At 55.1% G+C, this 25,027-nt stretch carries 23 protein-coding genes and 1 pseudogene; 6 read left to right on the forward strand and 18 right to left on the reverse strand.

Annotation, left to right across the window (positions count from 1 at the left end):
• Window positions 1–2: 2 nt before the first annotated feature.
• From K5D32_RS05665 to K5D32_RS05680, 4 genes are all read right to left on the reverse strand, one after another.
• Window positions 3–773 (reverse strand): hypothetical protein, encoded by a 771-nt coding sequence (locus K5D32_RS05665; RefSeq protein ID WP_221560637.1) that lies wholly within the window; start codon window positions 771–773, stop codon window positions 3–5.
• The gene (locus K5D32_RS05670; RefSeq protein WP_221560636.1) at window positions 770–2,752 is read right to left on the reverse strand and encodes a hypothetical protein; all 1,983 of its coding nucleotides are present in this window, start codon (window positions 2,750–2,752) and stop codon (window positions 770–772) included. Before K5D32_RS05670 ends, K5D32_RS05665 begins: the two co-directional genes overlap by 4 nt.
• Window positions 2,753–2,788: 36 nt before the next feature.
• Window positions 2,789–3,010: a hypothetical protein gene (locus tag K5D32_RS05675; RefSeq protein WP_221560635.1), complete on the reverse strand. Its 222-nt coding sequence runs from the start codon at window positions 3,008–3,010 to the stop codon at window positions 2,789–2,791.
• Between the two features lie 503 nt (window positions 3,011–3,513).
• Window positions 3,514–3,972 carry a very short patch repair endonuclease gene (locus K5D32_RS05680; protein ID WP_221560634.1) on the reverse strand — a complete coding sequence of 153 codons (459 nt, stop codon included), beginning with the start codon at window positions 3,970–3,972 and terminating at the stop codon, window positions 3,514–3,516.
• Between K5D32_RS05680 and K5D32_RS05685 the strand changes: the two genes are divergently transcribed.
• Window positions 3,971–5,656, forward strand: a complete 1,686-nt coding sequence (locus tag K5D32_RS05685) for a DNA cytosine methyltransferase (protein ID WP_260407240.1) — start codon at window positions 3,971–3,973, stop codon at window positions 5,654–5,656. The two genes, K5D32_RS05680 and K5D32_RS05685, sit on opposite strands and share 2 nt — an antisense overlap.
• A gap of 394 nt (window positions 5,657–6,050) precedes the next feature.
• On the forward strand, window positions 6,051–6,626 hold the full coding sequence (locus tag K5D32_RS05690; RefSeq protein WP_260407241.1) for a Bro-N domain-containing protein: 576 nt from the start codon (window positions 6,051–6,053) through the stop codon (window positions 6,624–6,626).
• 291 nt (window positions 6,627–6,917) lie between these two features.
• On the opposite strand, the gene K5D32_RS05695 is transcribed toward K5D32_RS05690, so the two are convergent.
• Both K5D32_RS05695 and K5D32_RS26225 read right to left on the reverse strand, forming a co-directional pair.
• Window positions 6,918–7,952, reverse strand: a complete 1,035-nt coding sequence (locus tag K5D32_RS05695; RefSeq protein WP_374107943.1) for a methyl-accepting chemotaxis protein — start codon at window positions 7,950–7,952, stop codon at window positions 6,918–6,920.
• A 249-nt stretch (window positions 7,953–8,201) separates the two neighbouring features.
• Window positions 8,202–8,483, reverse strand: a pseudogene (locus tag K5D32_RS26225) (PAS domain-containing protein); the annotation flags it as partial.
• 850 nt (window positions 8,484–9,333) lie between these two features.
• Between K5D32_RS26225 and K5D32_RS05700 the strand changes: the two are divergent.
• Window positions 9,334–9,921, forward strand: coding sequence for a polyribonucleotide nucleotidyltransferase (locus K5D32_RS05700; RefSeq protein ID WP_221599446.1), 588 nt, complete (start codon window positions 9,334–9,336; stop codon window positions 9,919–9,921).
• An 80-nt stretch (window positions 9,922–10,001) separates the two neighbouring features.
• On the opposite strand, the gene K5D32_RS05705 is transcribed toward K5D32_RS05700, so the two are convergent.
• A complete protein-coding gene (locus K5D32_RS05705; RefSeq protein ID WP_221599447.1) occupies window positions 10,002–10,907 on the reverse strand; it encodes a LysR family transcriptional regulator in 906 nt (301 codons plus the stop codon).
• A gap of 111 nt (window positions 10,908–11,018) precedes the next feature.
• On the opposite strand from K5D32_RS05705, the gene K5D32_RS05710 reads away from it, so the two are divergent.
• A complete protein-coding gene (locus K5D32_RS05710; protein WP_221599448.1) occupies window positions 11,019–12,224 on the forward strand; it encodes an MFS transporter in 1,206 nt (401 codons plus the stop codon).
• A gap of 220 nt (window positions 12,225–12,444) precedes the next feature.
• Window positions 12,445–13,521 (forward strand): diguanylate cyclase, encoded by a 1,077-nt coding sequence (locus K5D32_RS05715; RefSeq protein WP_221592628.1) that lies wholly within the window; start codon window positions 12,445–12,447, stop codon window positions 13,519–13,521.
• Between the two features lie 18 nt (window positions 13,522–13,539).
• On the opposite strand, the gene K5D32_RS05720 is transcribed toward K5D32_RS05715, so the two are convergent.
• From K5D32_RS05720 to K5D32_RS05740, 5 genes are all read right to left on the reverse strand, one after another.
• On the reverse strand, window positions 13,540–14,259 hold the full coding sequence (locus K5D32_RS05720) for a hypothetical protein (protein ID WP_198727398.1): 720 nt from the start codon (window positions 14,257–14,259) through the stop codon (window positions 13,540–13,542).
• Window positions 14,260–14,526: 267 nt separating this feature from the next.
• Window positions 14,527–14,775, reverse strand: a complete 249-nt coding sequence (locus tag K5D32_RS05725; protein WP_200992682.1) for a LuxR C-terminal-related transcriptional regulator — start codon at window positions 14,773–14,775, stop codon at window positions 14,527–14,529.
• Window positions 14,776–15,242: 467 nt separating this feature from the next.
• Complete coding sequence (locus tag K5D32_RS05730) at window positions 15,243–15,683, reverse strand: nuclear transport factor 2 family protein (protein WP_221576020.1); 441 nt, start codon at window positions 15,681–15,683, stop codon at window positions 15,243–15,245.
• Between the two features lie 289 nt (window positions 15,684–15,972).
• Complete coding sequence (locus K5D32_RS05735; protein ID WP_221576021.1) at window positions 15,973–17,286, reverse strand: MFS transporter; 1,314 nt, start codon at window positions 17,284–17,286, stop codon at window positions 15,973–15,975.
• Between the two features lie 179 nt (window positions 17,287–17,465).
• A complete protein-coding gene (locus K5D32_RS05740) occupies window positions 17,466–19,637 on the reverse strand; it encodes a TonB-dependent siderophore receptor (RefSeq protein ID WP_221599449.1) in 2,172 nt (723 codons plus the stop codon).
• Between the two features lie 264 nt (window positions 19,638–19,901).
• On the opposite strand from K5D32_RS05740, the gene K5D32_RS05745 reads away from it, so the two are divergent.
• Window positions 19,902–20,207: a PepSY domain-containing protein gene (locus K5D32_RS05745; RefSeq protein WP_025261403.1), complete on the forward strand. Its 306-nt coding sequence runs from the start codon at window positions 19,902–19,904 to the stop codon at window positions 20,205–20,207.
• Between the two features lie 67 nt (window positions 20,208–20,274).
• On the opposite strand, the gene K5D32_RS05750 is transcribed toward K5D32_RS05745, so the two are convergent.
• The 6 genes from K5D32_RS05750 to K5D32_RS05775 form a co-directional block, all read right to left on the reverse strand.
• Window positions 20,275–21,447, reverse strand: a complete 1,173-nt coding sequence (locus K5D32_RS05750; protein ID WP_221576023.1) for a PQQ-dependent sugar dehydrogenase — start codon at window positions 21,445–21,447, stop codon at window positions 20,275–20,277.
• A gap of 50 nt (window positions 21,448–21,497) precedes the next feature.
• Window positions 21,498–21,812, reverse strand: a complete 315-nt coding sequence (locus K5D32_RS05755) for a hypothetical protein (RefSeq protein ID WP_221599450.1) — start codon at window positions 21,810–21,812, stop codon at window positions 21,498–21,500.
• Window positions 21,813–22,004: 192 nt separating this feature from the next.
• A complete protein-coding gene (locus tag K5D32_RS05760) occupies window positions 22,005–23,177 on the reverse strand; it encodes a PAS domain-containing sensor histidine kinase (protein WP_221599451.1) in 1,173 nt (390 codons plus the stop codon).
• Entirely contained in the window at window positions 23,167–23,988 is an 822-nt protein-coding gene (locus K5D32_RS05765) for an alpha/beta fold hydrolase (RefSeq protein WP_221599452.1), read from the reverse strand. Before K5D32_RS05765 ends, K5D32_RS05760 begins: the two co-directional genes overlap by 11 nt.
• 83 nt (window positions 23,989–24,071) lie before the next feature.
• Entirely contained in the window at window positions 24,072–24,509 is a 438-nt protein-coding gene (locus tag K5D32_RS05770) for a nucleoside deaminase (protein WP_025261408.1), read from the reverse strand.
• A gap of 35 nt (window positions 24,510–24,544) precedes the next feature.
• Entirely contained in the window at window positions 24,545–25,006 is a 462-nt protein-coding gene (locus K5D32_RS05775; RefSeq protein WP_095067563.1) for a hypothetical protein, read from the reverse strand.
• Between the last annotated feature and the right edge of the window lie 21 nt (window positions 25,007–25,027).

The following is a 25,027-nucleotide window of genomic DNA, read 5'->3' on the forward strand; positions in this document are numbered from 1 at the left end:
GTTTAACCCTCTTGAGTAATACAGCTAGCAAGTTGATGACGTAATTTTTTTTCTCGACAAAACCCAGTGACAGCCTTTTGTGCCCAATTATCTATATCGCGATGATCTAGATTGTCAGGAAGTGGACAACCTGCCCATTTCACGCCTAAAGACAACCACCTATCAGAACTACACTCAGAGTCTCCATCATCATCCCCACCTGTATCTTGGTGCTCATAAACCAAAGAGACTAAAATAGCTCTAATTACACCCGGAAGAAGAGCCGATAGAACCGGACTGGATTTTATTTCCTGTTTAGTTCCGAGATTGATATCAAGAACAAGGGTAGGATTTTCCTCCATATCCTCCAACTCCCAAACTCCGCCCTGAAGATCGCGCATTACAATAGGAAGGAGGGAACGCTGAGGAGTTTGGTCCCCCATATCATCATTGGCACTTACGCTCTCAGCGCTAGCCAATAAACGACGAGTTTCTGGCTCAACAACAAGTACCCGAAACGACAGTCCCTCTTGATCACCTAGAGAAGAAATATCAAACTCAGAGAACGCGCCATCAGCAGTTAATGCCTTGCCGGCCAAGCCCCAACTGTGCCTGACACGTAATACACGACCGCGAGCAGCCTCAATCATGACTTGGGCATCTGCAGGAATTTTATAACTTGTAAGATTGAGAAATACGCGACATGTTAGTTGACTCTCACTAGCCACCACAAAAATCTGAAGGTGCTCTCTAAGGATTTTATCCCGACCGGTGAAATTGAAGCGACGACTCATATATCTATCTCCTCATCATCTCCCGAAATCTGCTCAACTGCAACAGAGCTTACCTTCATAATCAAATCACGATTCAGGTCAGCGGGACAAAAAATCATTTCAAAGCTTGGGTCAGTCACATGCACTATCAGAGTCCCGTACCCACCAGACTTTATTGTGGCATACTTATTTATAGCCACTTGAAAATCACTTTTTTCATCAACTCCATTTTTAGCTGCTGCCAAAAGGTCAAAATCAAATTTTGAGTGAGCTTTAAATGGATTTCTACCATGAAGATCGTAAGCTGCCGAGAGAGTAAGAATATAGCCTTTATCAGTAACGAAACCGTCAGGATTTCCCGCAAGTCGAATCTCACCCTTAGACTGTCGAAGTGTCCAACAGCGCGGAGCTGGCGTAGGAATATTTAAAAAGCCTACTTTATCCGTTTGAGATAAAATCTCTTTTTCCTTTCTACGTAAACCGTGGCCTGTCCCTTGCAAATCTTGAAGAGAGCCGCCATCAAACGGAAGTGGAAGTAGAGCCGCCAAAAGGTTATAGTCAGACTTTCCCTCTTGGACAAAAAGCTTTTCTAGCAATTTCAAAGCACTATCACGAACAAAAGGAATTAATTTATTGCTCAGACTATATTTTTGCTCTTGAAATTTATCCCTAGTATATTTCCAATCAGTATGAGCAGGACATTCTGAGCGCCGCAAAGCATCAGAAACTACACTATTAGAAGAATGGATCAATACAACACAATCAGGAGTACGTTTTCGAGTAGGTTGATTAGGGATAATCAGACCATCACGTACATATACAGGATAGTGACGACCAGATTTTCTTTTAACCAATACATCAAAGACTCCAGTATCAGCTACTCCTAGAGCAGGCTTAATCACTATAGGCACTCGAAAGTGCAAAATCCGGCCTTGCTCAAGAGCTGATTCAATATCTTGAGGTGGTAATACTGTTTTATAGCTGGCCCAATCATAGCAAACTTCGCTTTCATTTAACTCTTTGACGACATCAATAACTAGAGGTTCTATTTTATCTAGACGTAAAAGATTTCCTGCAAGTTGAACAGTGTCTTGAAATTGATCACCTTCAGATGCTAGAAGCTTTAAATCAGCAAAGCTACCAGCGTCAAGCCTTTGGCAAGCACCGGTTTCATGATCTCTAAGCTCTATGACTAACTGCCCTCCCAAGATAGGAATGAAGTACTCCCTAGCAATCACAGACCTAAGCCGCTCAAACGTCAAATATTTTTCATAGATCCAAGGTATTACTAAACCCAAACCTGGCTCATCCAAGCGGACTAGGCAGAAGTCATCAATCAGCCGAGAAGTGGTTTCATCATCCGTATAAGGAACTTGTAAACCTTCCTGATCACGGCTGAACCAGCCATCCGGTGTATATCGAACGCCATCAACCTCGTGATGCCGGAGGATTGTCTGCCCCATTAAGTGCATACCCGGTCCAGAGGCTCGACGTGTAATTGCAAAAAACGATCGCACTCTACTGGAGCGCGGAATCACTATCTTACCTACCCCCCAACTACCTCGGTCCCCCTCTTTTTTGTTTGAAACACCTTCAGCCCGAAAGAAATGGTAAAAATTTCCTCCCTCTACAGGATCAAACGAGTCGATCTTCCCTTCAAGTCCCTTGGTACCGAAGTCCTCAATAGTCAAATAAGCACAGTTCTCCGTCTCCCAATTTGGCAAGCTGGCAAACCGAATTTCCTTCGCAGAGAAATGAGCTTGGACATCCTCTGGGAACCAATACCTCGTTCGCTCCACAGAAAGCTTGCCCAAAGAAAAAATCACTTTGGCAGGCGCCCCATTGGCACGAGCATCCAAAGAGTTTTGTATGGTTTCCCGAACAAGAGCGTGATCAATGCCGTCAATGGATTGGTCTTGAAAAAACTCATCTTGCATAGGATCTCGTGCTTTAGCCCCTGTGGGTAAAGGTAAAAAACTCCACTTTGGTTGTCCGGCCATACTGCTTCCTCCCCGAAGAAAATCTGTTGAATGCTTCTAAAGCTTGAAATCGCCTGAGGATGCGCCCTCTGAATCGGTGAAGCGCGATTTGGCTTGGTCCAATTCTTTCTGCAATGCCTTGAACATCTTTTTCACATCATCATCAGCAAAGCTATAGGCATTGCGATTAGAAAGGTTCCCGATTAATCGAATGTCATTTAGCGCTCTGTTCACTCTCTGCTCAGCAAGGCGGACAAATTTATCTCTTTTATCACTCATAATTCACGATTCCAACCTACAAGATTCAACAACATTTCCTACATATTTACGAAATGTTTAAGATCAGTCAAGCCTTAGCCATCACTACGCAATCATTTTTCTGCCTGATCAGGGGCACGCTCTATGCGTGTCAGATGTGAAGATGGCTGAACGTACAGTTCATAGCGGTTGCTTGGGGATTTGTATTTCGGATCAAATAATTTAACCAAGATATTGATTAATATCAGTTTTTATAAAAACCTCAGCGCTTGATTTTAGAAACCTCACAGCGACAGCGGAGGTAGAGGGTTCGCATAGACAGACCGAGGGCGCGAACTGGACGAAGATTTTTTACGATGAGGCTTCAACCCAAAAGCACAATAAAATTGCCTGGCGAACCAAGATAGAATCTCTGGGCTCAAAAATTTTTCTAATTTCAATCCCTTTTTTTAGCTCTTTTTTCTCAACAGGCTCACGCACCTTACGGTCCAAAGCTCAATCGGGTTTGCGAAAGGCGCGCCTCATCAAATTTTGGCTACAACAGGAAAGGCGGGCCATGAGAGAAATTTTTGATTACAATCAAGCACAGCTTCAAAAATCCAGTTCATATCTGCCTCTGGCCCACGGATTCCGCATTCCCAAAGCTCAAAAACACGCCACCCCTTCAGTAGCAGCTCGTTTCTGTTCCTGGTATCGCGCATCACGTTCTGGTCAAATTTCAATCGCCAGAACTCTTCGCGAGTCTTAGGGCTTGTGGCATATCTACAACCAGGATGCCTGTGCCAAAAGCAGCCATGAACAAAGATGCAAACCCGATAGCGTGAAAGCACCAGATCAGGCCTTCCAGGAAGATCTTTTCTGTGAAGGCGGTATCTGAAGCCGTGACGATGCAGCAGACGCCGGACCTTCATTTCTGGCGAAGTATTACTGCTGCGGATGCCCGCCATCATGCGAGACCTGACTTCCTGACTGACTATGTCCATGACCCAAGACCAGATGACATTCCTACAAGAGGATAGACCTGTTGATCCTACAGGTGAACTGAACCTCCCCATACAAGTGGTGGACCTCTTCGCTGGGCCGGGAGGACTCGGAGAAGGATTCACTTCATTTGGCGATGGCCAACGATTCGAGATAGTCGTTTCAGCCGAAAAAGACGTGGAGGCTTGGAAAACCCTCCGGTTACGTGCTTTTTATCGTCTACTGAAAAAATACAAATCAAGCCATTTGTCTGAATATTACGATTTTTGTAACAATGATTCAGCTTTAGAATCTTTTTCTCCATCTAAAGAGACAGAAGAACTTTGGAAAGAGGCAGCAAAAGAAGCGCAATGTATAACATTGGGAAGCGAAGATGGTAATCGCACTCTTGACAATGCTATCGATCGTAAATTAGATGAAAAACGCCCTTGGGTTCTTATTGGCGGACCTCCATGTCAAGCATATTCACTGGCTGGTCGCTCACGCAACCAAGGGAATGCGAATTACAAGGCAGAAGAGGATCATCGCCATTTTCTTTACAAAGAATACTTGCGGATCATCCGAGAGCGTCAGCCTACAATTTTTGTCATGGAAAATGTGAAAGGTATCCTTTCTTCTAAAATTAATAATGAACGAATTTTTTCCAATATCCTGAAAGATCTTTCAAACCCACATCAAGCCTTACATGAGGGAGACACTGGTAAGCGCTATCATATCTACTCGCTTGTGACTGGAGCTCACTTTGCGCCAGGAGATGATGTGGATCAGATTGATCCACGATCATTTATCATAAAAGCTGAGAAGTATGGAATTCCACAAGCTAGGCATAGAGTGATTCTGCTTGGAATTTCTGAGGACTCTATTCCTACAGAAACAAAACAGGTTGTACTTTCCCCCGACCATCTAAGCGTATCTGTCGGCCAAGTCATAAAAAATCTCCCTAGGCTTCGTAGCGGCCTGACAAAAATGCCTGATAGCCAAGAAAATTGGGCCACTATTGTGCGGGAGCAGGCAAGGTTTTTGCGTAACAAGATTGACCTTACTAATATAGAAATGTGGAAATTGTTTGGGCAAATCCAAAATAGCCTTTCTGTCCCACTTGGATTTGGTGGGGTGAGAGTAAAAAGAAACAGTAATAGTGATGGCTCCACGGGTAGCGAGCTATTAGATAATTGGTATCAAGATAAAAATCTTCTCTGCTGGCTAAATCACGAAACGCGTGGACATATGCCGTTGGATTTGCGTAGGTATTTATATGCAGCAATCTATGCAAAAATTCACAACGCGTCACCAAAGGGCCATAAAGGCTTCAATATTGATGGGTTGGCCCCAAACCACAAAAACTGGAAAAGCGGTGATTTCAGTGATCGGTTCCGTGTACAACTAGAAAACGCACCTGCAACAACGATAACAAGTCACATTTCAAAAGATGGACATTATTTTATTCACTATGATCCGACTCAATGTCGCAGCCTCTCCGTTCGAGAGGCCGCAAGAATCCAAACTTTCCCAGACAACTATTTTTTTCAAGGTAGCCGGACTGCACAATTCCACCAAGTAGGAAACGCAGTCCCCCCACTTTTGGCTTCTAAAATTGCCCAAGTCGTTTTTCGACTTCTTTTCGATAAAGTTAAATCTATCGATGAAATAAATGAAAAAATGGTTCAACCCGCTGATTGCCTGTGACTGATACCTAGCCAAAAGCCCATACCTGATCGTCTCCGATTTCTTTTGAAGCAATACTGCTGAAATTGACATCAGGAGGCGATCACCGAGCTACCTTAGCAACCAGCATCTGCATTTCCAGAAACGTCCTACAACATTGAGCCTTGATGCATCTTCCATCCCCTCCTACCCTATCGCCGCGCCTAAGAAACGCTAACCACACAGCGGCTGGACCGCTCCCGAGATATGCGGTTTTTTGTACCTGCGGCCGGCGGCTGTGCGTCTGAAAAAATGTGTGATGTCGGGAGTGGACTAATACAAGACCCGAAAGGGGAATACGTCCGGCCCTCTGTGTGGGGTTTCTTAACTCCCGGCGCCTTGCCCTAAGAAAGCTGAATCACACAAGGTATGAAAAATGATGAATATGCAGAACACGCAAGAATCCCGAAGGCAGCCGTTACCCGAGCCGTTAACCCCCACCACCTTCCTCCGCTACAACCGCCAACTCCGTGTCCTCCTCCTTGAAACCCAAGCCTGGTTCTCTGCCCGTGACCTGAGCAAGCTCATTGCCTGGCCGCTCAACGAGCGCACCACTAGCAAGCTTGACGCCGACCAACGCCGCACGCTCTGGCTGGAGACTCATGGGCGGACTGAGGAGGCGTTGATGATCAGTGAGTCGGGGCTGTATGCGTTGCTGGTTCATCACTATCACCCCGAGCATCGCAGTTTGCGGCACTGGATTACCAATGAGGTAGTCGCGGCGTTGCGGGATGCGCAGGAGCCGCCGGTGGAGAGCATGCCGAGTCTGAGTCTGCTGCAATGGCCGGGGATGTCGTTGAGTATGTTGCATTGGCAGAACGAGCCGTGGATCAGGTTGCGGGATGTGCCGCAGGTGTTGCCGTGGCCTGGTCAGGGGTTTGAAGAGCCTGCGGGGCGGTCGGGTGGGTCTTGGTTTCAGGGGGCGGCGAGGTTTTTTTCGGGAACGTCATGAGGTGATGCCGGTTGAAGTGCGCCCTTCAAGCAGGTCGTCGCGGCCAAGGCCCCTCCCACAAATGACAGGTATGCCCTGACTGATCGGCATTACCTGTAAATAGTCTGGTATCCGTTTAATCAGTGACGGCTGGGGTGTTGATGTGGCGGGCAAGCGCGCTCCTGCATGGTTCTTCTGTACGCTGAAGTCGCCAGCAAGCTGCCTCCCACAAAGTGATTTATTGCCTGTTCGATTGTTTTCGCGAATGAATTCGCTCCTACGCGATGTAGGCGAATTCATTCGCGATAAAGGTTATCGGTTAAACCGCTCCGCAAGGCTGTGCAGGTACTCAGCCATTTCTTCCAGCTCTTTGCTGATCTGTGAGCCTTGTTGGGCCTGACCGGCGCTCTGGTCGCAGAGTTGGGCGATGCGGGTGATTTGCTGGCTGATGTTTTCCGCTACGTGGGTCTGTTCTTCCGAGGCGGAGGCCATTTGCTGGCTCATGCCGGTAATGCGGGTGACGGCCTGGCTGATGCCGTCGAGGGCCTTTTGCACGGCTTCGACGCTGGCGACGCTTTCCTGGGAGATCTGTTCGCCTTTGCTGGCAGTTTGTACGGCCCGGTCGGCACCGTCGCGCAGGGAGGTGATGATCTGCTGGATCTGTTCGGTCGAGGACTGGGTGCGTGAGGCTAGCGAGCGGACTTCATCGGCGACCACGGCAAAACCGCGACCTTGCTCACCCGCACGGGCGGCTTCGATGGCGGCGTTGAGGGCCAGCAGGTTGGTTTGCTGGGCAATGGCGGTGATCACGTCGACGACGCTGCCGATGGATTGGGTGGCGCTGGCCAGTTCTCCGACGGCGGTGCCGATTTCGGTCACCGAGTTGGCCATGTGACGAATCGCCAGCAGGCTGTCATCGGCCAGGTTGCGGCCTTGCTGGGCCAGTTTGTCGGCCTCTTCGGCGGCATGGGCGGTGCTCTGGACGTTGTGGGTGACTTCCTGAATGGTCGCCGCCATCTGGTTGATCGCGGTGGCCGACTGGTCGGTTTCACTGCGCTGCTGATCGAGGGAGCGGGCTTGTTGGTGCGACAGTTGCGCCGATTGGCCAGCGTGTTTTCTGACGTTTTCGCCGGTGTCCACCAGGCGGGTCAAGGCGGTTTGCAGGCGCGCTTCTTCGCTGAGCAAAGCCAGGTCGAGTTGCGCCTGAGGCCCGCGGTTGTCGCTGTAGGTCAGGGCAACCAGGGCGCTGGTAAACGCTTTGGGGTGGTCGTCGAGGGTTTTCTGGATGCTGCTTCGCTGGCGGGCTTCCAGGTAGCCACCCAAGGCGACCAATACCACCAGGATCATGACGAAGGATGCATTGTCGTCCAGCAGGTACACGCCCACCATCAGGGCAAGTGCGCAGAGAACCATCGGCAGTTGCCGCAGCAGGTGATACCGGGCGCTGCTCACTTTGGAAACCGCAGACTTGCCTGCACGCAACCGCGCATAGAGTGCTTCGGCACGGCGTACCTGATCGCGGGTCGGGAGCGAACGCACCGATTCATAGCCGACAATGCGGCCGTTTTCATAAACGGCGGTCACGTAGGCGCTGACCCAGTAGAAGTCGCCTTGCTTGGAGCGGTTCTTGACCACGCCCATCCAGGGTTTGCCCTGTTTGATGGTTTCCCACATGTGGGCGAAGACCGAAGGCGGCATGTCCGGGTGGCGGACCAGGTTGTGTGGCTGGCCGATGAGCTCTTCACGTGTGAAGCCGCTGAGTGCGACGAAAGCATCGTTGCAGTACGTGATGTGGCTATTGAGGTCGGTGGTGGAAATCAAACGCTCAGAAGCGGGAAAGGTTCTCTCGTTCTGGGTGACAGGCATGTTTACACGCATCTAGAAGACCTCTCCCTGATAAAATCTTCATCAAATACCGGGTACCTTGAAGGTTTAGCACAGTCTTTCAAAGTGACAACCGGAATTGCATTGGCATATATATCGACCCTCTCGAGGGGATCGTTAATTAGTGTTTTGCAGCTTTTTCAATCGCTTGCTGCATCCATGGATTTATATGGCTTTGCAAGCGTGAACACGTAGAAGCTTTGGCGTGCGAAAGAGTCACTACTGGCCTGTCCCGTTTGTTTGCACACATCCTGCGTCAGTGTCTGGCCGCGCTGGCTGTCCGCACGCTTGAGAGGCCACAAATCCTTTGCTTCATCCCGTTGTTCTCTGCACCATGAGCGCCCATTTCAAAGCGACTCGCCCCGGCAACGCCATGTCACGCAAACCCTCTTCACGCCTTGAAGCCCTTGTCCATAGGGCTGCGAAGCTGCCCGGCTGGCTGGGCAAGCCCCTGATTTCGTGGCTGGCCAGACGCAAACCCCGCGACGTGCCAGAATCACCTGCGACTGCAAAACCTCATGTGCAGCAACCCGTTGAGCCGGTGGAAAAAACACCTGCTGCTCCGGTTATTGCAGTACGTGAATCGGTTAAAAAACCAGCGCCTCCCAAGCCGGTCATAGAGCCTGTAGCGCCCAAATGCCCGCACTGTAAAAAGATCATGATCATGAAAGTGGCTCGTACCGGTGGTAATGCCGGGGGCGACTTCTGGGGATGTAAGGATTATCCAAAGTGCCGGGGCATGCGGGGTATATTCAGGACATCATAAACACGCTCCACCTTTAACTTTGTGTATGTTTTTAAACAACTTTTTAAACTGTCAGCCAGTGATCAACGAGGACATTCCATGCAGTCGTTCAGTCTTAAAGCCGTGATGCTGTGCGTTGCATTGGCCAGTTGCCAAGGCATTGTGAGTGCCCAGGCGGCGACAAAGCCCGCTGCCGAGAAGCAGGCTGCTGCCAGCCAGAAAGCTTCGTTGCTCGACGGCAAACTGGCGTTCACCCTGCCGGCCGGTTACGTGAAGGGCGAGATGCCTGAAATCGATGCCAAGGCCATTGCGCAAGGCGTCAGTGGCGCGCTTTACACCCATCAGGCGCAGAAGCGGGTGTTGATCGTTACGGAAACCCCGATCCCGATGGATATGCAGGCCAGCGATAACGACCGCCTGGTGCTGGATGGTCTGGTGGCCGGAACGCTGGCTCAGCAACGCTCCGGTTACAAGGATTTCAAGGAACTGGGCGAGAAGACAATCGTCAAGAAGAACGGCCTGGGCGTCCGTCAGATTGATGCCTCAGCGACCATGAGCGGCGCGAAGGTGTTGAGCACAACCGTTGTGGCGGCTTCCGGGAGCCGGTCGGCGATTCTGAATGTGATTTCCAATGCGAAGAATGCGGCGGAGCATGAGCAGATGGTGAAGACGGTTGTGGGGCAGTAGGAGTTTTAAGCTACAAGCTGCAAGCTTTAAGCGGTAAGTCAAAAGCTTGCGGCTTGTAACTTGCCGCTTGCAGCTATTTCCTACACCCGCAGGGATTGCGCAAGCAGCTCGATCAACGCCTGCACTTTGGGCAATGCCTCTCGGCTGCGGGGCCAGGCGAGGTGCAGGGGCAGGCCTTCGGTGCTGAGGTGCGGGAGGATTTCTACCAGTTCGCCGCGCTGCAGTTGCTCTTCAATCAGCCAGGTTGCCAGTTGGGCGATGCCGCAGGCTGAGGTCGCGGCGGCCACCAGTGCTTCGCCGTTGCCCACCACGATGCGGCCTTCGATGGCGCGGGTTTCGGGTTGGCCCAGGGCATCGACAAACAGCCATGGGCTGGTGCTGCCATCGCCTCTGCCGAACTGGATGCAGTCATGCCCGGCCAGTTCTTCGGCGCTGTGGGGGGTGCCGTGGCGTTTGAGGTAGGCCGGCGCGGCGCAGAAGATCACTCGCTCGGTGCCCAGACAACGATGCCCCACGCCCGCTGGCCAGACGTTCGGCCCGCCAATGCGTACTGCCATGTCGATGCCCTCTTCCAGCAGGTCGACAAAGCGATCCGTGAACGTGACGCGAGGACGCAGCCTCGGGTGCTGCTCGGCAAATTTCAGAATCAGGGGCAGCACGTTCAGTCGCCCGAATGTGGCTGGCAGGTCGATGCGTAATTGCCCGGCAGGTTCGGAGCGTTGCGCCAGCAATGCGGTTTCTGCTTCTTCCAGCTCCGCAAGAATGCGCAGGCAGACGTCGTGGTAGGCAACGCCCTCCTCCGTCAGCGCCAGGGTGCGGGTGGTACGCTCGAACAGGCGCATGCCCAGGCGGCTCTCCAGTCGGGCCACGCTTTTGCTGACGGCAGAGTTGGTCAGGTTCAGACGCTCGGCAGCGGCGGTAAAGCTGCCTGCATTGGCAACAGCGACAAAGGTTGTGATGCCCTTGAGTCGATCAGGAGAGAACACGCTGAGTCCCTAATTATGGAAGTAATTTCAATAGTGCCTCGAAAAACCGCCAAAGATAAGAACTCTTTTCCGTAATAAAATGACACATTCCTTGAGTTCCGGTTGGGTGTCATGTCGTATTCAGAATCTGCTTCCAGTGCCGCTGCCAGCGGCGAACGTTCCACGGGCACGGGTGTGTCCATTGCCATTCTGGCGCTTGCGGGCTTTGTGATTGTCACCACCGAGTTTCTGATTATCGGCCTGTTGCCTGCTCTGGCGAGGGATCTGGGTATTTCGATCTCGGTGGCAGGCTTGCTGGTCACGCTGTTTGCCTTCACGGTGATGCTCTTCGGCCCGCCGCTGACGGCGATGCTTTCGCACCTGGATCGCAAACGCACGTTTATCGCGATTCTGCTGATCTTTGCCGCTTCCAATGCCCTGGCAGCGGTGTCGAGCAATATCTGGGTGCTGGCCGTCGCTCGTTTCATCCCGGCGCTGGCGTTGCCTGTGTTCTGGGGGACGGCCAGTGAAACCGCCAGTCTGCTGGCGGGCCCCAAAGATGCGGGCAAGGCCGTGGCGCAGGTTTATCTGGGGATTTCCGCCGCCATGCTGCTGGGTATTCCGTTGGGTACGGTGTTTGCCGATGCCGTGGGCTGGCGCGGTGCGTTCTGGGCGCTGACGGTGCTTTCCGGGTTGATGGCCTTGCTGCTGGCCCTGTCGATGCCGCATCTGGCGCCTACCGAGAAAGTCGGCCTGGCCCAACAGGCCAGAATCCTGCGCGACCGGCATTTCATGATGAACCTGCTGCTGTCGATCCTGCTGTTCACGGCGATGTTCGCGGCCTACACCTATCTGGCCGACACGCTTGAGCGTATCGCCCACGTTGCGCCGGCTCAGGTCGGTTGGTGGCTGATGGGTTTTGGTGCCGTGGGTTTGATCGGTAATGGCCTGGGCGGACGTTATGTAGACCGCAGCCCGCTGGGCTCGACCATGGTGTTTGCCTTGCTGCTGGCGCTGGGCATGAGTGCCAGCGTGCCGATGGCCGGTTCATTGCCATTGCTGGCGGTGGTGCTGATGGTTTGGGGCATCGCGCACACGGCGCTATTCCCTATCTGCCAGATTCGGGTGATGAAGGCCGCCCCTCAGGCCCAGGCGCTGGCTGGCACCTTGAATGTGTCGGCGGCCAATGCCGGTATCGGGCTGGGTTCGATCATTGGCGGCGCGACCATCGAACATCTCGGGCTTGAATCGGTGGGTCATGTGGCAGCCGGGGTTGCAGTGCTTGCCATTGCGGTGGCCTGGTTGACGCTGCTTCAGGCTCGTCAGGCGAAGGGCTGAGCCTGCTGGTTCGCGAATGAATTCGCTCCTACGGAATCGTTTATGGCCAAGTAGGAGTGAATTTATTCACGAAAAGGCGACAACAAGATATCGTTTCGCTCCAAATTTGAGGATTACTGGCAAAAGGCTCTTCCCATGGTGCCGCCATCGGGGGAAACTCTTGCCCTTCGGTCAAACACAAGGGTTGCTGGCCGGGTCTTACAACAGTCCGGTAAGCGCTATGAGCACACGACAAGGCAAAGGTCTTTCATTTGCCAAGAGAATTTATGCGCCACGCACCCTCGGCGTGGGCATAGGTTTCTTCACTGTGGTCGTGTCGCTGTACCAATTGAACGCTGCGCAGTGGTTATGGTGGCTGGCACTGGCCAATGCCTTGATCTGGCCGCACATCGCGTATCAACTCGCAAAACGCTCACCTCAGCCCTACAAGGCAGAATGGCGCAACCTGCTCACCGATTCCCTTGCGGGCGGTTTCTGGGTCGGGGCGATGGGGTTCAGTCTGCTGCCCAGCGTCACGGTGCTGGCGATGATGGCCATGCACAATATTTCAGCATGTGGCCCGCGGCTGATGCTTCAGGGGTTTGTGGCGCAGTTACTGGGGGCGATGCTTGCGCTGGTGCTGGTGTCACCGGTGATCAATACCGACAGCACCACGATGCAGATCTATGCCTGCCTGCCGGTGCTGCTGATTTACCCGATTTTCATTGGCTGGATGAGCCATCAGCTTGCACTCAAGCTGTGGGAACACCGCAATGTCCTGAGCGAGCTCAGCCGCACCGACAGCCTGACAGGCCTCATCAATCACGGTTCCTGGAAAGACCTGCTCGAAGCCCAGTTCATCAGGAGCCGCAAGCAAGAGCTGCCCTGCGCCATTGCGCTGATCGACATCGATCATTTCAAGTCCATCAATGACACCTATGGCCACATCATGGGCGACACGGCGCTCAAGAACATCAGCGAAGCACTGTCTGAAAACCTGCGCGATACCGACCTGGCAGGCCGTTATGGCGGCGATGAGTTCTGCATCATCCTGCCTGCCACCGGCGCCAGACAGGCCAGCGAGATCCTTGAGCGCCTGCGCAGAGTGGTCAAGGAAAACATCGACACCTTGCTTCCTGACCTCAATATCAGCCTGAGCATCGGCATTGCGGCCTACCAGCCGCATATCACGGATGCCGCCATGTGGCTGAACGAGGCGGACAAGGCGCTCTACATGGCCAAGGCCAATGGCCGTAACCGGGTGGTCAGCATTCAGGATCAGTCACCGGACCTGATGCGCCTGACAGCACAGAGCTGACACCCCGGCGTTGGCCGCTCAGTGAGAATTCCCAGCCAGTACGCACAGGTTTTCCAGCAGCCATTCGGGGGTGCGGGTTTCCAGAATCACGCTCAGTGGCTGAGTCAGGTTGAGCTTGCCGTAAATGCCCTCTTCATGATCGAGATGACGTTGCTGGACTGCCCGATAGTTGATCGGGTAGATGCTCTGTTCGACGGGCAGCAGGCCATCGAAATGTTCCAGCAGACCGTGGAAGACAATCCGCCGCTCGACCGTGTCACGGGTGGTGGCGATGAGCTTGGCGAAGTACTCGCTGTCTCGCTGGCGCAGCGCCTCGCCTGCGGCATAGCGCTCGGCCTGGGTATAGGGCGCCGCTTCGTCATAGACGACACAGCATAGAAACTCCCGGGACATGCCAGTGAAAGGGTTCTGCTCAACCTGTCGCCGACGGTAGCGCCCAAGGATGAAGCGTACGGTCTTTTCTGCCAGCAACTGGTGCTGGCGGTCATTGATCTCATAGAGGTCTTCAAAGACCGTGGCCTGCCTTCCCAGCAGCGGCACTTCCCGGGAAAACCTGGCGAACAGTCCTCTGGGGCCCAGCAAGTTGGCCTGCTGCTCACTGAGTTGCGCCATGGACAGGGCTGACTGCCTGGCCGCAAGGTGTTGAAAGTCCATCAGGACAGTGATGCCTGACGCATGAGGGTCCAGCCGCATCGATGGGTGGGGCTGGTCCTCATTCTGAATAAAACAGACCGTCATGGAGTAACTCCTTTTTATTGTTTGCTCTTTCGTTGTGCCCAAGTGTTCAAAGCCGGTGTTGGTCGTCTTTGCGCACACGTGAAGGAGCGCCGAAGTTCAGTTGCTGGTTCCGCGCTCAAGTTTCATCCGGCAAAGTAAAGCCACGACAGTCTCCCCAACTGTCATGCCCTGACTTCAAGGCCGCCGGACACTTTATTTTTGATTGAATAAACCGAACGCAGCCAGCGGCCTGATCACACTAACCCGCCACATTCCGTATAAAACGAATTATGTGCAGTCTGCCTCGTTGCACAACCCGACAGATGTAGGGGGTTGTGCGTTTCTTCTTGTCATCAGCCGGGCCACGTAACGTGCAATAAGCTCGGTACGGGTCTTCACCTGCCCTTTTCTGAGCAGCGAGGAAACGTGATCGCGTACGGTATAGCCGCTGATACAGAGCTGCTGCGCTATTTCCTTGTTGGTGCAGCCTTGCAATAGCAGCCCCAACACCTCCCGTTCTCTGATTGTCACCCACATGTTGTTTCTCCTTGTGATTAGCCTGCCCACACAAAAACTGTAGGAAGTGTCTTACGCGCGCCGTCCGTGGCATCAGTAACAAATCGGCACACTGGCAAATTTATCTGGAACTATTTTTAACACCGCGCGCCGTACAGAAAATAAATAAAACCCAAATAAAGGAAATCGCTCAAAAACTTTAACATCAAAGAAAATTCCTACACTACTGCCAGAACACTCCCAGCTAAATCATTTAAAACCCCCATAGAAAAGACGTTCCACCCCGCATTTCACTACTGGGCAAATAGAGTTAACGGCATGACTAACGAATTGCATACAGGAAGCGAAAGATAAACTTGCCCAATGAGAATTACAATCAGTTGTTACAATTGGATCCACTGATGGACACATATTCAAACACACGTCACAACAATGTATGTCACACCCATTCAACCCGTCTGCCAAGGGCGTGCAGACGGGTTGAATATTCAGGGCTTGAGGTCGAACAGCGCCTTGCCGCTCTGCATGTCGAAAGGTGCGGAAAAGTGCTCATGGACGGCTTTCCAGCCTTCGGCAGTCAGCAGGTAGCCAGCGCTGGCCCTCATCCATGAGCCTTTCATCTCGCCGCTTTCATCGGCGGCGCCGCAATGATTCAGCCAGTGGGCAAAGGCCACATCGCCATCGGCATGAATGGTTAGGTCCTGCATCTCAAACAGCATGGGGCCCTGGCACAGGCCCAGGCAGTATTGCCAGTGCTCGCGATAGGCTTCGATGCCTTTGAACTGCAACTGGATGATCGCATCGTAAGCGACCACTTGCGGGTGGTAATAAGCGGTGATTGCGTCCAGGTCCTTGTTGCGCACAGCCATGGCCCATCTTTGCAGCGATGCCTGAATCTGCTCCCTGGCATTGTCGTCATAGGTGCTCATGAAAACGCTCCTGGCCGTTGTCGGCCCGGTTTCGTCAGATGCGGCACGTGCAGGCTGTTGCAGGCTCAAGGTCTTGGCACAACCGACACATGCTGCAGGAATATGGGTCGCCGCCTGTAGGGCTTCTGGTGGAATGCCCGGTCTCTTCAGGTAGAAACCCGCCAGTTGCTCCCGCGCCTGTCACGCCGCTCCCGCAGACGGGTTGCGCAATGCCGGGAGGCATTAGCAAGCGTAGCTTCCCGGCAGAGAAAGGAAGGATCAGGCTACAAGCAGCCGACTGAATGCAGGCTCAACCGCGACAGGTCAGCCCGTCATCCACGGCCATGCCCTTGTGCAGGCCGAAGACCGCAGCGGTGAGCAAGCCGACACAGCCCATGACCACGCCATAGGCGACGCAGACCCACGGGCTCCAGGGCATCAGGGCGATCAGCATCAGCGGCGTGGTGCTGGCCCAGAGTGCGTAGGCGATGTTGTAGGTGAAGGAGATGCCCGATACCCGGATGCCGGGCGGGAACAGCCCCACCATGACCGACGGCACGACCCCGACAATGCCGCTGGCCAGACCGGCCATGGCATAGGCGACCGTCAGCGGCAGCCATTGCAGGACAAGGCTGGCGTACAACACGCCGATGCCCAGCGGCAGCAACAGGCTGTAGACGATCACGCCCCGCCAGGCACCGATGCGATCCACCAGCATGCCGGCCAGCACACAACCGATGTTGAGAAAGACAATGCCGATAGCGCTCAGGGCAAAGGTGTCGCTGGCGCTGATGCCAAAGCTTTTCTGCATGACGGTCGGGGTAATGACTACCAGCACCACCACGGCGGAGGTCAGCACACAGGTGAGCAAGGCCGCGGGCAGCAGCGACTGGCGATGTTCACGCAATACCTGGCCCAACGGCAGGCCCTGCCTGTTTTCGCGCTGTGCCTGCATGGCAACGAATACCGGGGTTTCGCTGAGCCAGCGACGCAGCCAGACACCCACCACACCAAATACACCACCCAGCAGGAACGGGATGCGCCAGGCGTAATCCAGGACTTCCGCAGGTGTGAACACCCGGGCCAGCCAGGTGGCGGTCAGCGCGCCCAGCAGATACCCGAACGTCAGCCCGGCTTGCAGGACCCCGAGGGCATAGCCGCGATGCCCCGCAGGCGCATGTTCGGCGACGAACACCCAGGCGCTCGGCACTTCCCCGCCCACGGCGGCACCTTGCAGGATGCGCAGCGCCAGCAGGATCAGCGGCGCCCAGTAACCGATCTGGTCGTAGGTGGGCATGATACCGATCAGCAGGCAGGGTAACGCCATCATCAGGATGCTAAGGCTGAACATCCGCTTGCGGCCCAGACGGTCGGCAAAATGCGCCATCAGGATGCCACCCAGCGGACGTGCCAGATAGCCGGTCACGAAGATGCCGAAGCTTTGCAGCAGGCGCAGCCATTCGGGCATGTCTGGCGGGAAGAACAGCTGGCTGAGGGTCAGGGCGAAGAATACGAAGATGATGAAGTCGTAGATTTCAAGAGCGCCGCCCAGGGCTGCAAGGCTCAAGGTCTTGTAGTCGGCCCTGGAGAATGGCTGAGGGCGTGGTTTAACAATGGCTGTCATGAAGCCCCCGTAAACATGTCTGAAAAGAGCGCCTGCGTGCGCAGGGCGCGAAGATTTGCGTGGTGGAACGCCCAGTAGGAGCGAATTCATTCGCGAGAGACCGGTACATCCGAAGAAAATCTATCGCCTTCAATGATGCCTCGCGAATGAATTCGCTCCTACCTGTTTGCCTCCGGGTGCTAAAAATTGACCGAAGCCGACAAGGTTGCTGTTCTCGGGGCGCCCATGAACAGGTAGTCGTCGCCCAGGTATTCGCCGGCATCGCGCCAGTAGCGCTTGTCGAGCAGGTTGTCCACGGTCAGGCGGAACACGGTGTCGTAGTCGCCCAGCCGGGTGCTGTAGCGGCTGCCGATATTGAACAGAGCGTAGTCGTTGACCTTCACCGTGCCTTCGCGGTTGGCGTATTTGCTGGCGCTGTATTGCATGCCGCCCAGCAACGCCAGGCCCCGGATCGGCAGGCTGTAGTCCGCCTGAAGGCTGGCGCGGTATTTCGGGACATTGAGCGCCTGATGGTCTTCATAAGCCGCCGTGCCGCTGCCTTCTACCCGCGCACGAATCGCCGCGGCACTGGCCGATAGTTGAAGGCGCTCGGTCACCCAGCCATTGGCGCCCAGCTCCAGGCCGGTGTTCTTCTGCTCGCCCTGCTGAACGTAGGTGAAGGTGCCATCATCGTTGGGTTTCGAGTACTGATAGGCCTGACGCGCCTGGAACAGCGCAGCCGTGAAGCTCATGCGCTGCCAGTCGTACTTGATCCCTGCTTCCAGTTGTCGCGACACGGTGGGCGCAAGAATTTCGCTGGCATTGGTGGTGAACCAGGCCGCCGTACCGCCCAGCGACAGGCCTTTGCTGTAGCTGGTGTAAAGGGAGAGGTTTTCCACCGGCTTGTAGATCAGTGCCGCCTGAGGCAGGAAGATCGAACGCTGGGTATGGCGCTGTTCACTGCCATCTTCGGCGTAGGCGTGTTCATCGGGACGCACCTGACGCCCGCCCAGAACGGTCTGCCAGTGTTCGTTGAAGCTGATCCGGTCCGTCACGAACAGCCCGTACTGGCGGCTGTCCAGCCGGCGTTCGCTATCAGGCAGCGGCAAGTTCGAAGGCGATACCTCATCGGGGGTTGAATCGATGTTGCCCGAGCCGACCATCTCGTTGAAGGTGCCACGGGTATCGACGGTACGACGAAACGCGCTGGTGCCGAAGGTCAGCTCATGCTTGAGCGAGCCGGTGTCGAAGGTGCCGGTCATGGCCGCTTCGACCTCATCGTTGCGGCGGGTGTCGTCCGGGCTGCGGAAGTCGTAGATGTCGTAGCCGCCTTCGGCGCTGAAGTGATTGGGAACCGCCTCGGCAGCGCAACTGGCCGAGCCGTAGCAGCCCCAGGCGAAGGCGCTGTAGTCGTCGATCACCACGCGACTGCGTGAAGCACTGAGGCTGCCCTTCCAGGCGTCGTTGAACCGGTACTCGAAGCGACCATTCATGTTCAACGAGTCGATGCCCACCGGGTTCGACCAGCTCTGATAACCCAGCAGCCTGCGCGGCGAGGCGTTATGAGGCAAGGCCGTGCCGCCGAGCAATTGATAACCCGGCACCGAACGCTGCTCTCTGGTCTGGTATTCGACGTCCAGTTGCAGCAAGGCGCGGTCACTGATGTTCCAGTCGAACGCCAGGGAAGCGAAATCACGCTGGCCATCGGCATGGTCGACGTAGGAGCGCAGGTCTTCATGGGCAAGGTTGGCGCGCAGACCGAACTGATTTTCGCTGCCGAACCAGCCACCAACGTCGGTCGCGATATAGCGCCCGCCGTGCTCATTGGTGGACACGGTCACAGAGCGCACATCCTGTGCACGTTTGGTCTGGTAGTTGATCACGCCGCCCGGCGAGGCGGCACCGCTTTGCAGACCGGACAGGCCTTTGAGCAGTTCCACCTGCTGTTTGTTTTCAAGCGCCACGTTCTGCTCGCCGGCAATGGTGCGCCCGTTGATGCGATAGCTATTGGCGGCATTCAGGGAAAAGCCACGCACCACGAAGTTCTCGTAATAGCCCACCGGGGCATAGCCCTCGCCCACCGAAGCGTCATTGCGCAGGATTTCGCTGAGCAATCTGGCCTGACGGTCCTTGATCAGGCCGTCGGTGAATACCGAGACCGAGGCAGGATTGTCGAGCAGGGCCGTCTCGCCAAAGCCGCCGACCGACGCCTCGCGGGCCTGGTAATCCGGGCTGGACGCTTCGGCAGTACCTGACACTTTCACAGCCTCCAGATTCACCGCTTCTGCAGCCAGCAGTGGTGAAGTGACAGCCATGCCAAAAGGCAACAGACACGAAACCAGACGTGCAGCAGGTCGGCGTGACGTACTCATCGATGAACTCCAGGGTAACGGGAACCCGGGCAGAGGCGAGCACCATCTGGCCGGGGGCAACCTTTTACGTTCACCGCTGTTTTTTTACAACCTCTGCCTGCACGCGCTGCGCAATTGCCCACAGGCCGTTTTCAGGAAAAACAAGCCGTTTCGCATATTTAAGGATGAATTAAGTAAGGCGCATTAATCTGGCTTCAACAAAACAGTTGAACGAACCAACTGATCAAGCATCCATTTAAGCAGTCCCATCAGAAGGAATACACCATGAAACTTATGCCTGCTCTTTTTACCGCTTTTGCCCTGACCACTGCTGCCGGTATGGCACAGGCTGATATTGGTCCTGACGAAGTGATTCGTCTGCAAAAGTCCGGCGCGGTCGGAGACTTTGAACAGTTCAACAAACAGGCTCTGGCCAAACACCCAGGCTTCCAGATCCACGACACCGAGCTTGAAAGACACGCCGGCCGTTACGTGTATCAGATCGAGCTGAAAGACGCCAAGGGCGTGGAGTGGGACTTTGAAGTCGACGCCAAGACAGGCGAAGTGCTGCGCGACGCTCAAGACCGCTAAGCGTTGCACCCAAGCTTCCCAGGCTTGAAAAAACTCCCGCATGACACGCTCATGCGGGAGTTTTTATTTACTGTTGCAAACCGACTTTAAGCAACTTCCCTTTATCGTCATCGGTCAGCAGATACAAGTAACCATCCGGCCCCTGGCGAACATCGCGAATACGCTGTTTCATATCACCCAGAAAGCGTTCTTCATGAACGATGCGGTCGCCTTCAAACTGCAAACGGATCAACTCTTCGGTGGCCAGTGCGCCGATAAACACGTTGTGGTCCCAGGCTTTGAAAAGACCATTGCTGTAAAACGCCATGCCGCTGATACCCGGCGATTTTTCCCACACATGGAACGGCACTTTGGTGCCCTCGACAAACTTGCCCTTGGCTTCCGGGATCGGTTGACCGGAATAGTTGATGCCATGGGTCGCCAATGGCCAGCCATAGTTCTGGGCACGTTCGATGATATTCAGCTCATCGCCACCCTTTGGACCATGCTCGTTGGTCCATACGGTTCCGCTCCAGGGGTTGAGGGCCGCGCCCTGCTGGTTGCGATGGCCGTAAGACCAGATTTCCGGACGCACGTTATTCTGCCCGACGAAGGGGTTGTCTTTGGGGACATTGCCATCGGGGTAGATGCGCACGACCTTGCCCTGCAGCTTGTCCAGGTCCTGGGACGTTGCGCGGTTGTTGTTTTCGCCCAGGGCGATAAACAGGTAGCCGTCGCGGTCAAAGACCATCCGCGAGCCGAAGTGGTTACCCACCGACAGTTTTGGCTGCTGGCGGAAAATCACGGTGAAGTCTTCCAGTCTGGTCAGGTCAGCCGACAGACGACCACGGCCGGCAGCAGTGCCTGCGGTTTCGCCTTCGGCAGCCGTCTTGCCACTGCCTTCGGAGTAGGTCAGGTAGACCATACGGTCCTTGGCGAAATCAGGGGACAGCACCACGTCCAGCAAGCCGCCCTGCCCTTTGGCCCAGACTTGCGGAACACCCGAGATCGGGCCGGAGAGTTTGCCGTCCGGCGAAACGACGCGCAGGTTGCCTGAACGCTCGGTCACCAGAATGCCTTTCTTGTCCGGCAGGAACGCTAGCGCCCAAGGATGATCCAGCCCGGCTGCCACTTCGCTGACACTGACAGTGCCCAGTTCGCTCTTGTATTGCTTCACGGCCTCGTCGGCCGCGCTGGCAGTCAACGGTAAGCTCGACATCGCCGTGGCACACATTGCCGCGATCAGGGTTTTTCTAAACATGGGCGATTCCTTATGCATTGAGTAGAGGTCCCGGCTACTGCGGGGATGGGTTATGGGCGTTTGGGAGTCGTATTCTGATTGTTCTGGATGGTCGGGCTGGGCGGTGGCTGCCGGGTTGGATAGCCATTGCGGATCCCGCCGTTTTCCAGTGTAGGCTGGCGAGGTGCAGGGACGATGTTGGGCTGCACCTGCGGCGTACCGGGCTGGGTGCCCTGGCGACTATTGGGATTGGAGCGATGGATCGGGCTGTTGTAGGGATTGCTGGTGGCCCCGTTTCGGCCCGGCTGATCCTGCGCCTGGGCAATACCGATACCTGACAAGGCAACGAGCACCGCGATTGCAAGGTTGCGCACAAAACTGTTCATCACTTGCCCTCAAGGGAAATGGTAAGGCTTTGATGGCGATTGGGTTATCAGGTTCGGCCTTGCATGGCAGATGAGCAAGTTTATAAGGAGGGAGTTTGTAACAAGGATGGTCTGAATGCTGTGTCAGTGGGCCTTCGCGAATGAATTCGCTCCTACCGAGTGGGAGCGAATTTATTCGCGAAAAGGTCGACCTCACGCTCTCTGCGGAATACTCGCGGTAAAGGTCGTGCCATGTTCGGGGCTGGAGAGGACGATCACATCGCCCAGGTGCGCCCGGACAATCTCCCGGACAATGAACAACCCCAGCCCGACACTGCGACTTTCATCGGTATCACTGGCGCTGCGCACGGCTGGCTCGAACAGGCTCTCGATCTGCTCGGGCGGTATCGGCTCACCGAAGTTATGCACCGACAGGCGCATCAGGTGCGGCTCCAGAGCCGAGGTCACCACGATTTCTCCATCTGCCGAACCGTAGTTGATGGCGTTGGCAACCAGGTTGCCGATGACCTGCCCCAGACGGTCGGCATCGGCATGGCATGGGCCATCGCCTTCACGGCGATGAGTGATGACATGGCCAGTGAATGACTGGCGCAACTCTTCAACACTGCGCTCTGTCACTGCATGCAGATCAATGGCCTGAGGCGTGACCGAAATCCCGCGCCCGACCCTGGCATCGGTGAAGTCCAGCAGGTCGACGATCATGCGCTGGGCGCGGTCGGTCGCGTGGTTGATATGGCCCAGCATGCGTTCCTGTCGGGGCTCCAGGGCGCTGCGCTCCAGCAGACCGGAGGCCATCTTGATCGCCGCCAGCGGGTTGCGCAGGTCGTGACTGAAAATGCTCACCATCTGCTCGGCAAAGATCGCCCGGATTTCCGCCTCGACATGGGCCAGACGCAAGCGGTTGCGGGCCGATGTCAGCTCGGTCTGGATGCTCATCTGTTGCAGCAGCAACTCTTCGGAAAGTTTTTGCGCAGCCAGCAGCTCACGTTCGTATTTGTTGCGTTCTTCGGCGATAAACAGCGCCAGCTCATTGAAAAAGACGCCGTCATGTTCACGGCGTATGCCATTGAGCATCATCGGGATGGAACGACCGTCCGCATGAATCAGCTCAAGCTTGACTTCGGCAACCGAGCCCCGGGCATGGAGCAACGGCGCCCAGTGAGTCTGATGGAAAATCTTGCCCGCCATATTCAGCAGGTCTTGAAACCGCCGCCCCAGCAGCGCCTCGCGCTCAATACCGAGCCAGACACAGAAGGTCTGGTTGACCCGCTCGATGGTGCCGTTTTCCCGAGTCAGCAACAAACCACAGGGAGCGCCCTCGAACAGGTCGTCGCCGTCAGGTACGGCAGGCGCATCAGATGACATGTTCTGCATATCCAAAAGGTTGCAAAAATTCACTCATTGCTGCGACACAGGCCTTCGGAGCACTCATATGAGGGTAATGACCCACGTTTTCGATCACACGCAATGTACTGTTCTCAATGACACGGTTGAGGTATTCGCCCACCTGGACGGGAACGACCATGTCATCACTGCATTGCAGAATCAGGGTCTGGCCGGGAAAACCCTCCACGTCCTTGCGGTGGTCAGACATGAAGGTCACGCGGGCAAACTGCTTGGCGATATCGGCATTGGTGCTACAGAAACTGTCAGCCAGTTCCTCGCCCAGTTCAGGCCGGTCGGCAGACCCCATGAGCGTCGGCGCCATGGTACTGGACCAGCCCAGGTAGTTGCTTTCCAGGGTATGCAGCAATGAGTCGATGTCTGTGCGGCTGAAACCGCCCACGTAGCCTTCATCGTCCAGGTAGCGCGGCGACGGGCCGACCATGATGTGCGCGGCAAAACGGCCTGGCTCCAGGCGTTCGGCCAGTACGGCGATCATGGCGCTGACCGAGTGCCCGACATGAATCACCGGGCCGGGATTGGCGAAATCACGGACCACTTCCAGCAGGTCGCTGGCATAGCCGCGTAGGGAGGCGTATTTGTGCGGGATGTAAGCCGACAGTTCAGACTTGCCACTGCCCACCAGATCGAACAGCACGACCTTGAAATGCCTGGCAAATACAGGCGCAATAAAGCGCCACATGTTCTGGTTGCAACCAAAACCGTGAGCAAAAATCAATGTGGCCGGTCCATCGCCCATGACGTTTACATTATTGCGTCGCTGAACCGGCATTACGGGCTCCGTGCTTCATGAAGTAACTGAGCCGAGATTATCACCCTTCAGAGAGCCCGCGAAGGCTTGCTAGCATAAAGCCTTTATTCGCCGATATCCTCACTCCACAGTTCGGGCTTGCTGGCGATAAAACCGTGCATCATGTGCTGGCATGTCGTGTCGTGAAGCACATCGACTTGCACCCCGCGAGAGCGCAACAGCTCTTCCTCGCCCATGAATGTCTCGTTTTCGCCCACAATGACCTTGCCGATGCCGTAGAGCAGAATAGCCCCGCTGCACATCGCACAAGGCGACAAGGTGGTGTAGAGCACCGAATCCCGGTAGACACTGGCAGGCTGGCGACCGGCGTTTTCCAGTGCGTCCATCTCGCCATGCTTGATGGCGCTGCCCTCCTGAACCCGACGATTGTGTCCACGGCCAATGATCTTTCCATCGTGAACGATGACCGAACCGATAGGAATCCCGCCCTCAGCCAATCCCTGTTGCGCCTCGTCAATGGCGGCCTGCATGAATAGGTCCATGGTGTTTTCCTCGCTTTCGCTGTTTCTTTCAGTACTTAGCGGGCGAGCGACTTCTGCGCATTGCCCAGTGCTTGGGCAACGAAGGTCTTCAGCAGTTCGGACGAGCGTTCCTTCATCCGGGCGCCGACCTCGTTGTTACGGGCCTTGAGTTTGTTCATCAAGGGCAAGGAGCCGCTGCCTTCATTGAGGGACTGCAATTCCTGCGCCGAAAAGGATTGGGCATAGGCGGACGCAAGGTTGCGGTCCCATTGCACCTGATAAGTGGGCTGCAGGCGTTGCAGTTCTTTCTGCACCAGATCCTGAGCCTGAATCTTGCCAATAGACTCTACGATGCTGCCAAAGGTGACGGTGCGTGAAGCAACCTGATAACCCAGCCAGCCCAGACTGTCGCCCAGGTGGCGCTCCTGAACGAACAGCAGCGCCGTATCGTCCGCTTCATCGGCATGAGCGTTCTGGGCCAGCGCCCAACTCAGCAGCAGGCTGCACCCCAGGAACATCAGGCGTGTCCTGGGTACAAC

Source organism: Pseudomonas cichorii (assembly GCF_019719005.1).
Lineage (GTDB): Bacteria > Pseudomonadota > Gammaproteobacteria > Pseudomonadales > Pseudomonadaceae > Aquipseudomonas > Aquipseudomonas cichorii_E.

Bases quoted from the DNA above. Each gene is read 5' to 3' on its own strand.
- K5D32_RS05665 (WP_221560637.1), bottom strand. From the start codon at position 773: ATGAGTCGTCGCTTCAATTTCACCGGTCGGGATAAAATCCTTAGAGAG.
- K5D32_RS05670 (WP_221560636.1), bottom strand. From the start codon at position 2,752: ATGGCCGGACAACCAAAGTGGAGTTTTTTACCTTTACCCACAGGGGCT.
- K5D32_RS05675 (WP_221560635.1), bottom strand. From the start codon at position 3,010: ATGAGTGATAAAAGAGATAAATTTGTCCGCCTTGCTGAGCAGAGAGTG.
- K5D32_RS05685 (WP_260407240.1), top strand. From the start codon at position 3,971: ATGACCCAAGACCAGATGACATTCCTACAAGAGGATAGACCTGTTGAT.
- K5D32_RS05680 (WP_221560634.1), bottom strand. From the start codon at position 3,972: ATGGACATAGTCAGTCAGGAAGTCAGGTCTCGCATGATGGCGGGCATC.
- K5D32_RS05690 (WP_260407241.1), top strand. From the start codon at position 6,051: ATGATGAATATGCAGAACACGCAAGAATCCCGAAGGCAGCCGTTACCC.
- K5D32_RS05695 (WP_374107943.1), bottom strand. From the start codon at position 7,952: ATGATCCTGGTGGTATTGGTCGCCTTGGGTGGCTACCTGGAAGCCCGC.
- K5D32_RS05700 (WP_221599446.1), top strand. From the start codon at position 9,334: ATGCAGTCGTTCAGTCTTAAAGCCGTGATGCTGTGCGTTGCATTGGCC.
- K5D32_RS05710 (WP_221599448.1), top strand. From the start codon at position 11,019: ATGTCGTATTCAGAATCTGCTTCCAGTGCCGCTGCCAGCGGCGAACGT.
- K5D32_RS05715 (WP_221592628.1), top strand. From the start codon at position 12,445: ATGAGCACACGACAAGGCAAAGGTCTTTCATTTGCCAAGAGAATTTAT.
- K5D32_RS05720 (WP_198727398.1), bottom strand. From the start codon at position 14,259: ATGACGGTCTGTTTTATTCAGAATGAGGACCAGCCCCACCCATCGATG.
- K5D32_RS05725 (WP_200992682.1), bottom strand. From the start codon at position 14,775: ATGTGGGTGACAATCAGAGAACGGGAGGTGTTGGGGCTGCTATTGCAA.
- K5D32_RS05730 (WP_221576020.1), bottom strand. From the start codon at position 15,683: ATGAGCACCTATGACGACAATGCCAGGGAGCAGATTCAGGCATCGCTG.
- K5D32_RS05735 (WP_221576021.1), bottom strand. From the start codon at position 17,286: ATGACAGCCATTGTTAAACCACGCCCTCAGCCATTCTCCAGGGCCGAC.
- K5D32_RS05740 (WP_221599449.1), bottom strand. From the start codon at position 19,637: ATGAGTACGTCACGCCGACCTGCTGCACGTCTGGTTTCGTGTCTGTTG.
- K5D32_RS05745 (WP_025261403.1), top strand. From the start codon at position 19,902: ATGAAACTTATGCCTGCTCTTTTTACCGCTTTTGCCCTGACCACTGCT.
- K5D32_RS05750 (WP_221576023.1), bottom strand. From the start codon at position 21,447: ATGTTTAGAAAAACCCTGATCGCGGCAATGTGTGCCACGGCGATGTCG.
- K5D32_RS05755 (WP_221599450.1), bottom strand. From the start codon at position 21,812: ATGAACAGTTTTGTGCGCAACCTTGCAATCGCGGTGCTCGTTGCCTTG.
- K5D32_RS05760 (WP_221599451.1), bottom strand. From the start codon at position 23,177: ATGTCATCTGATGCGCCTGCCGTACCTGACGGCGACGACCTGTTCGAG.
- K5D32_RS05765 (WP_221599452.1), bottom strand. From the start codon at position 23,988: ATGCCGGTTCAGCGACGCAATAATGTAAACGTCATGGGCGATGGACCG.
- K5D32_RS05770 (WP_025261408.1), bottom strand. From the start codon at position 24,509: ATGGACCTATTCATGCAGGCCGCCATTGACGAGGCGCAACAGGGATTG.
- K5D32_RS05775 (WP_095067563.1), bottom strand. From the start codon at position 25,006: ATGTTCCTGGGGTGCAGCCTGCTGCTGAGTTGGGCGCTGGCCCAGAAC.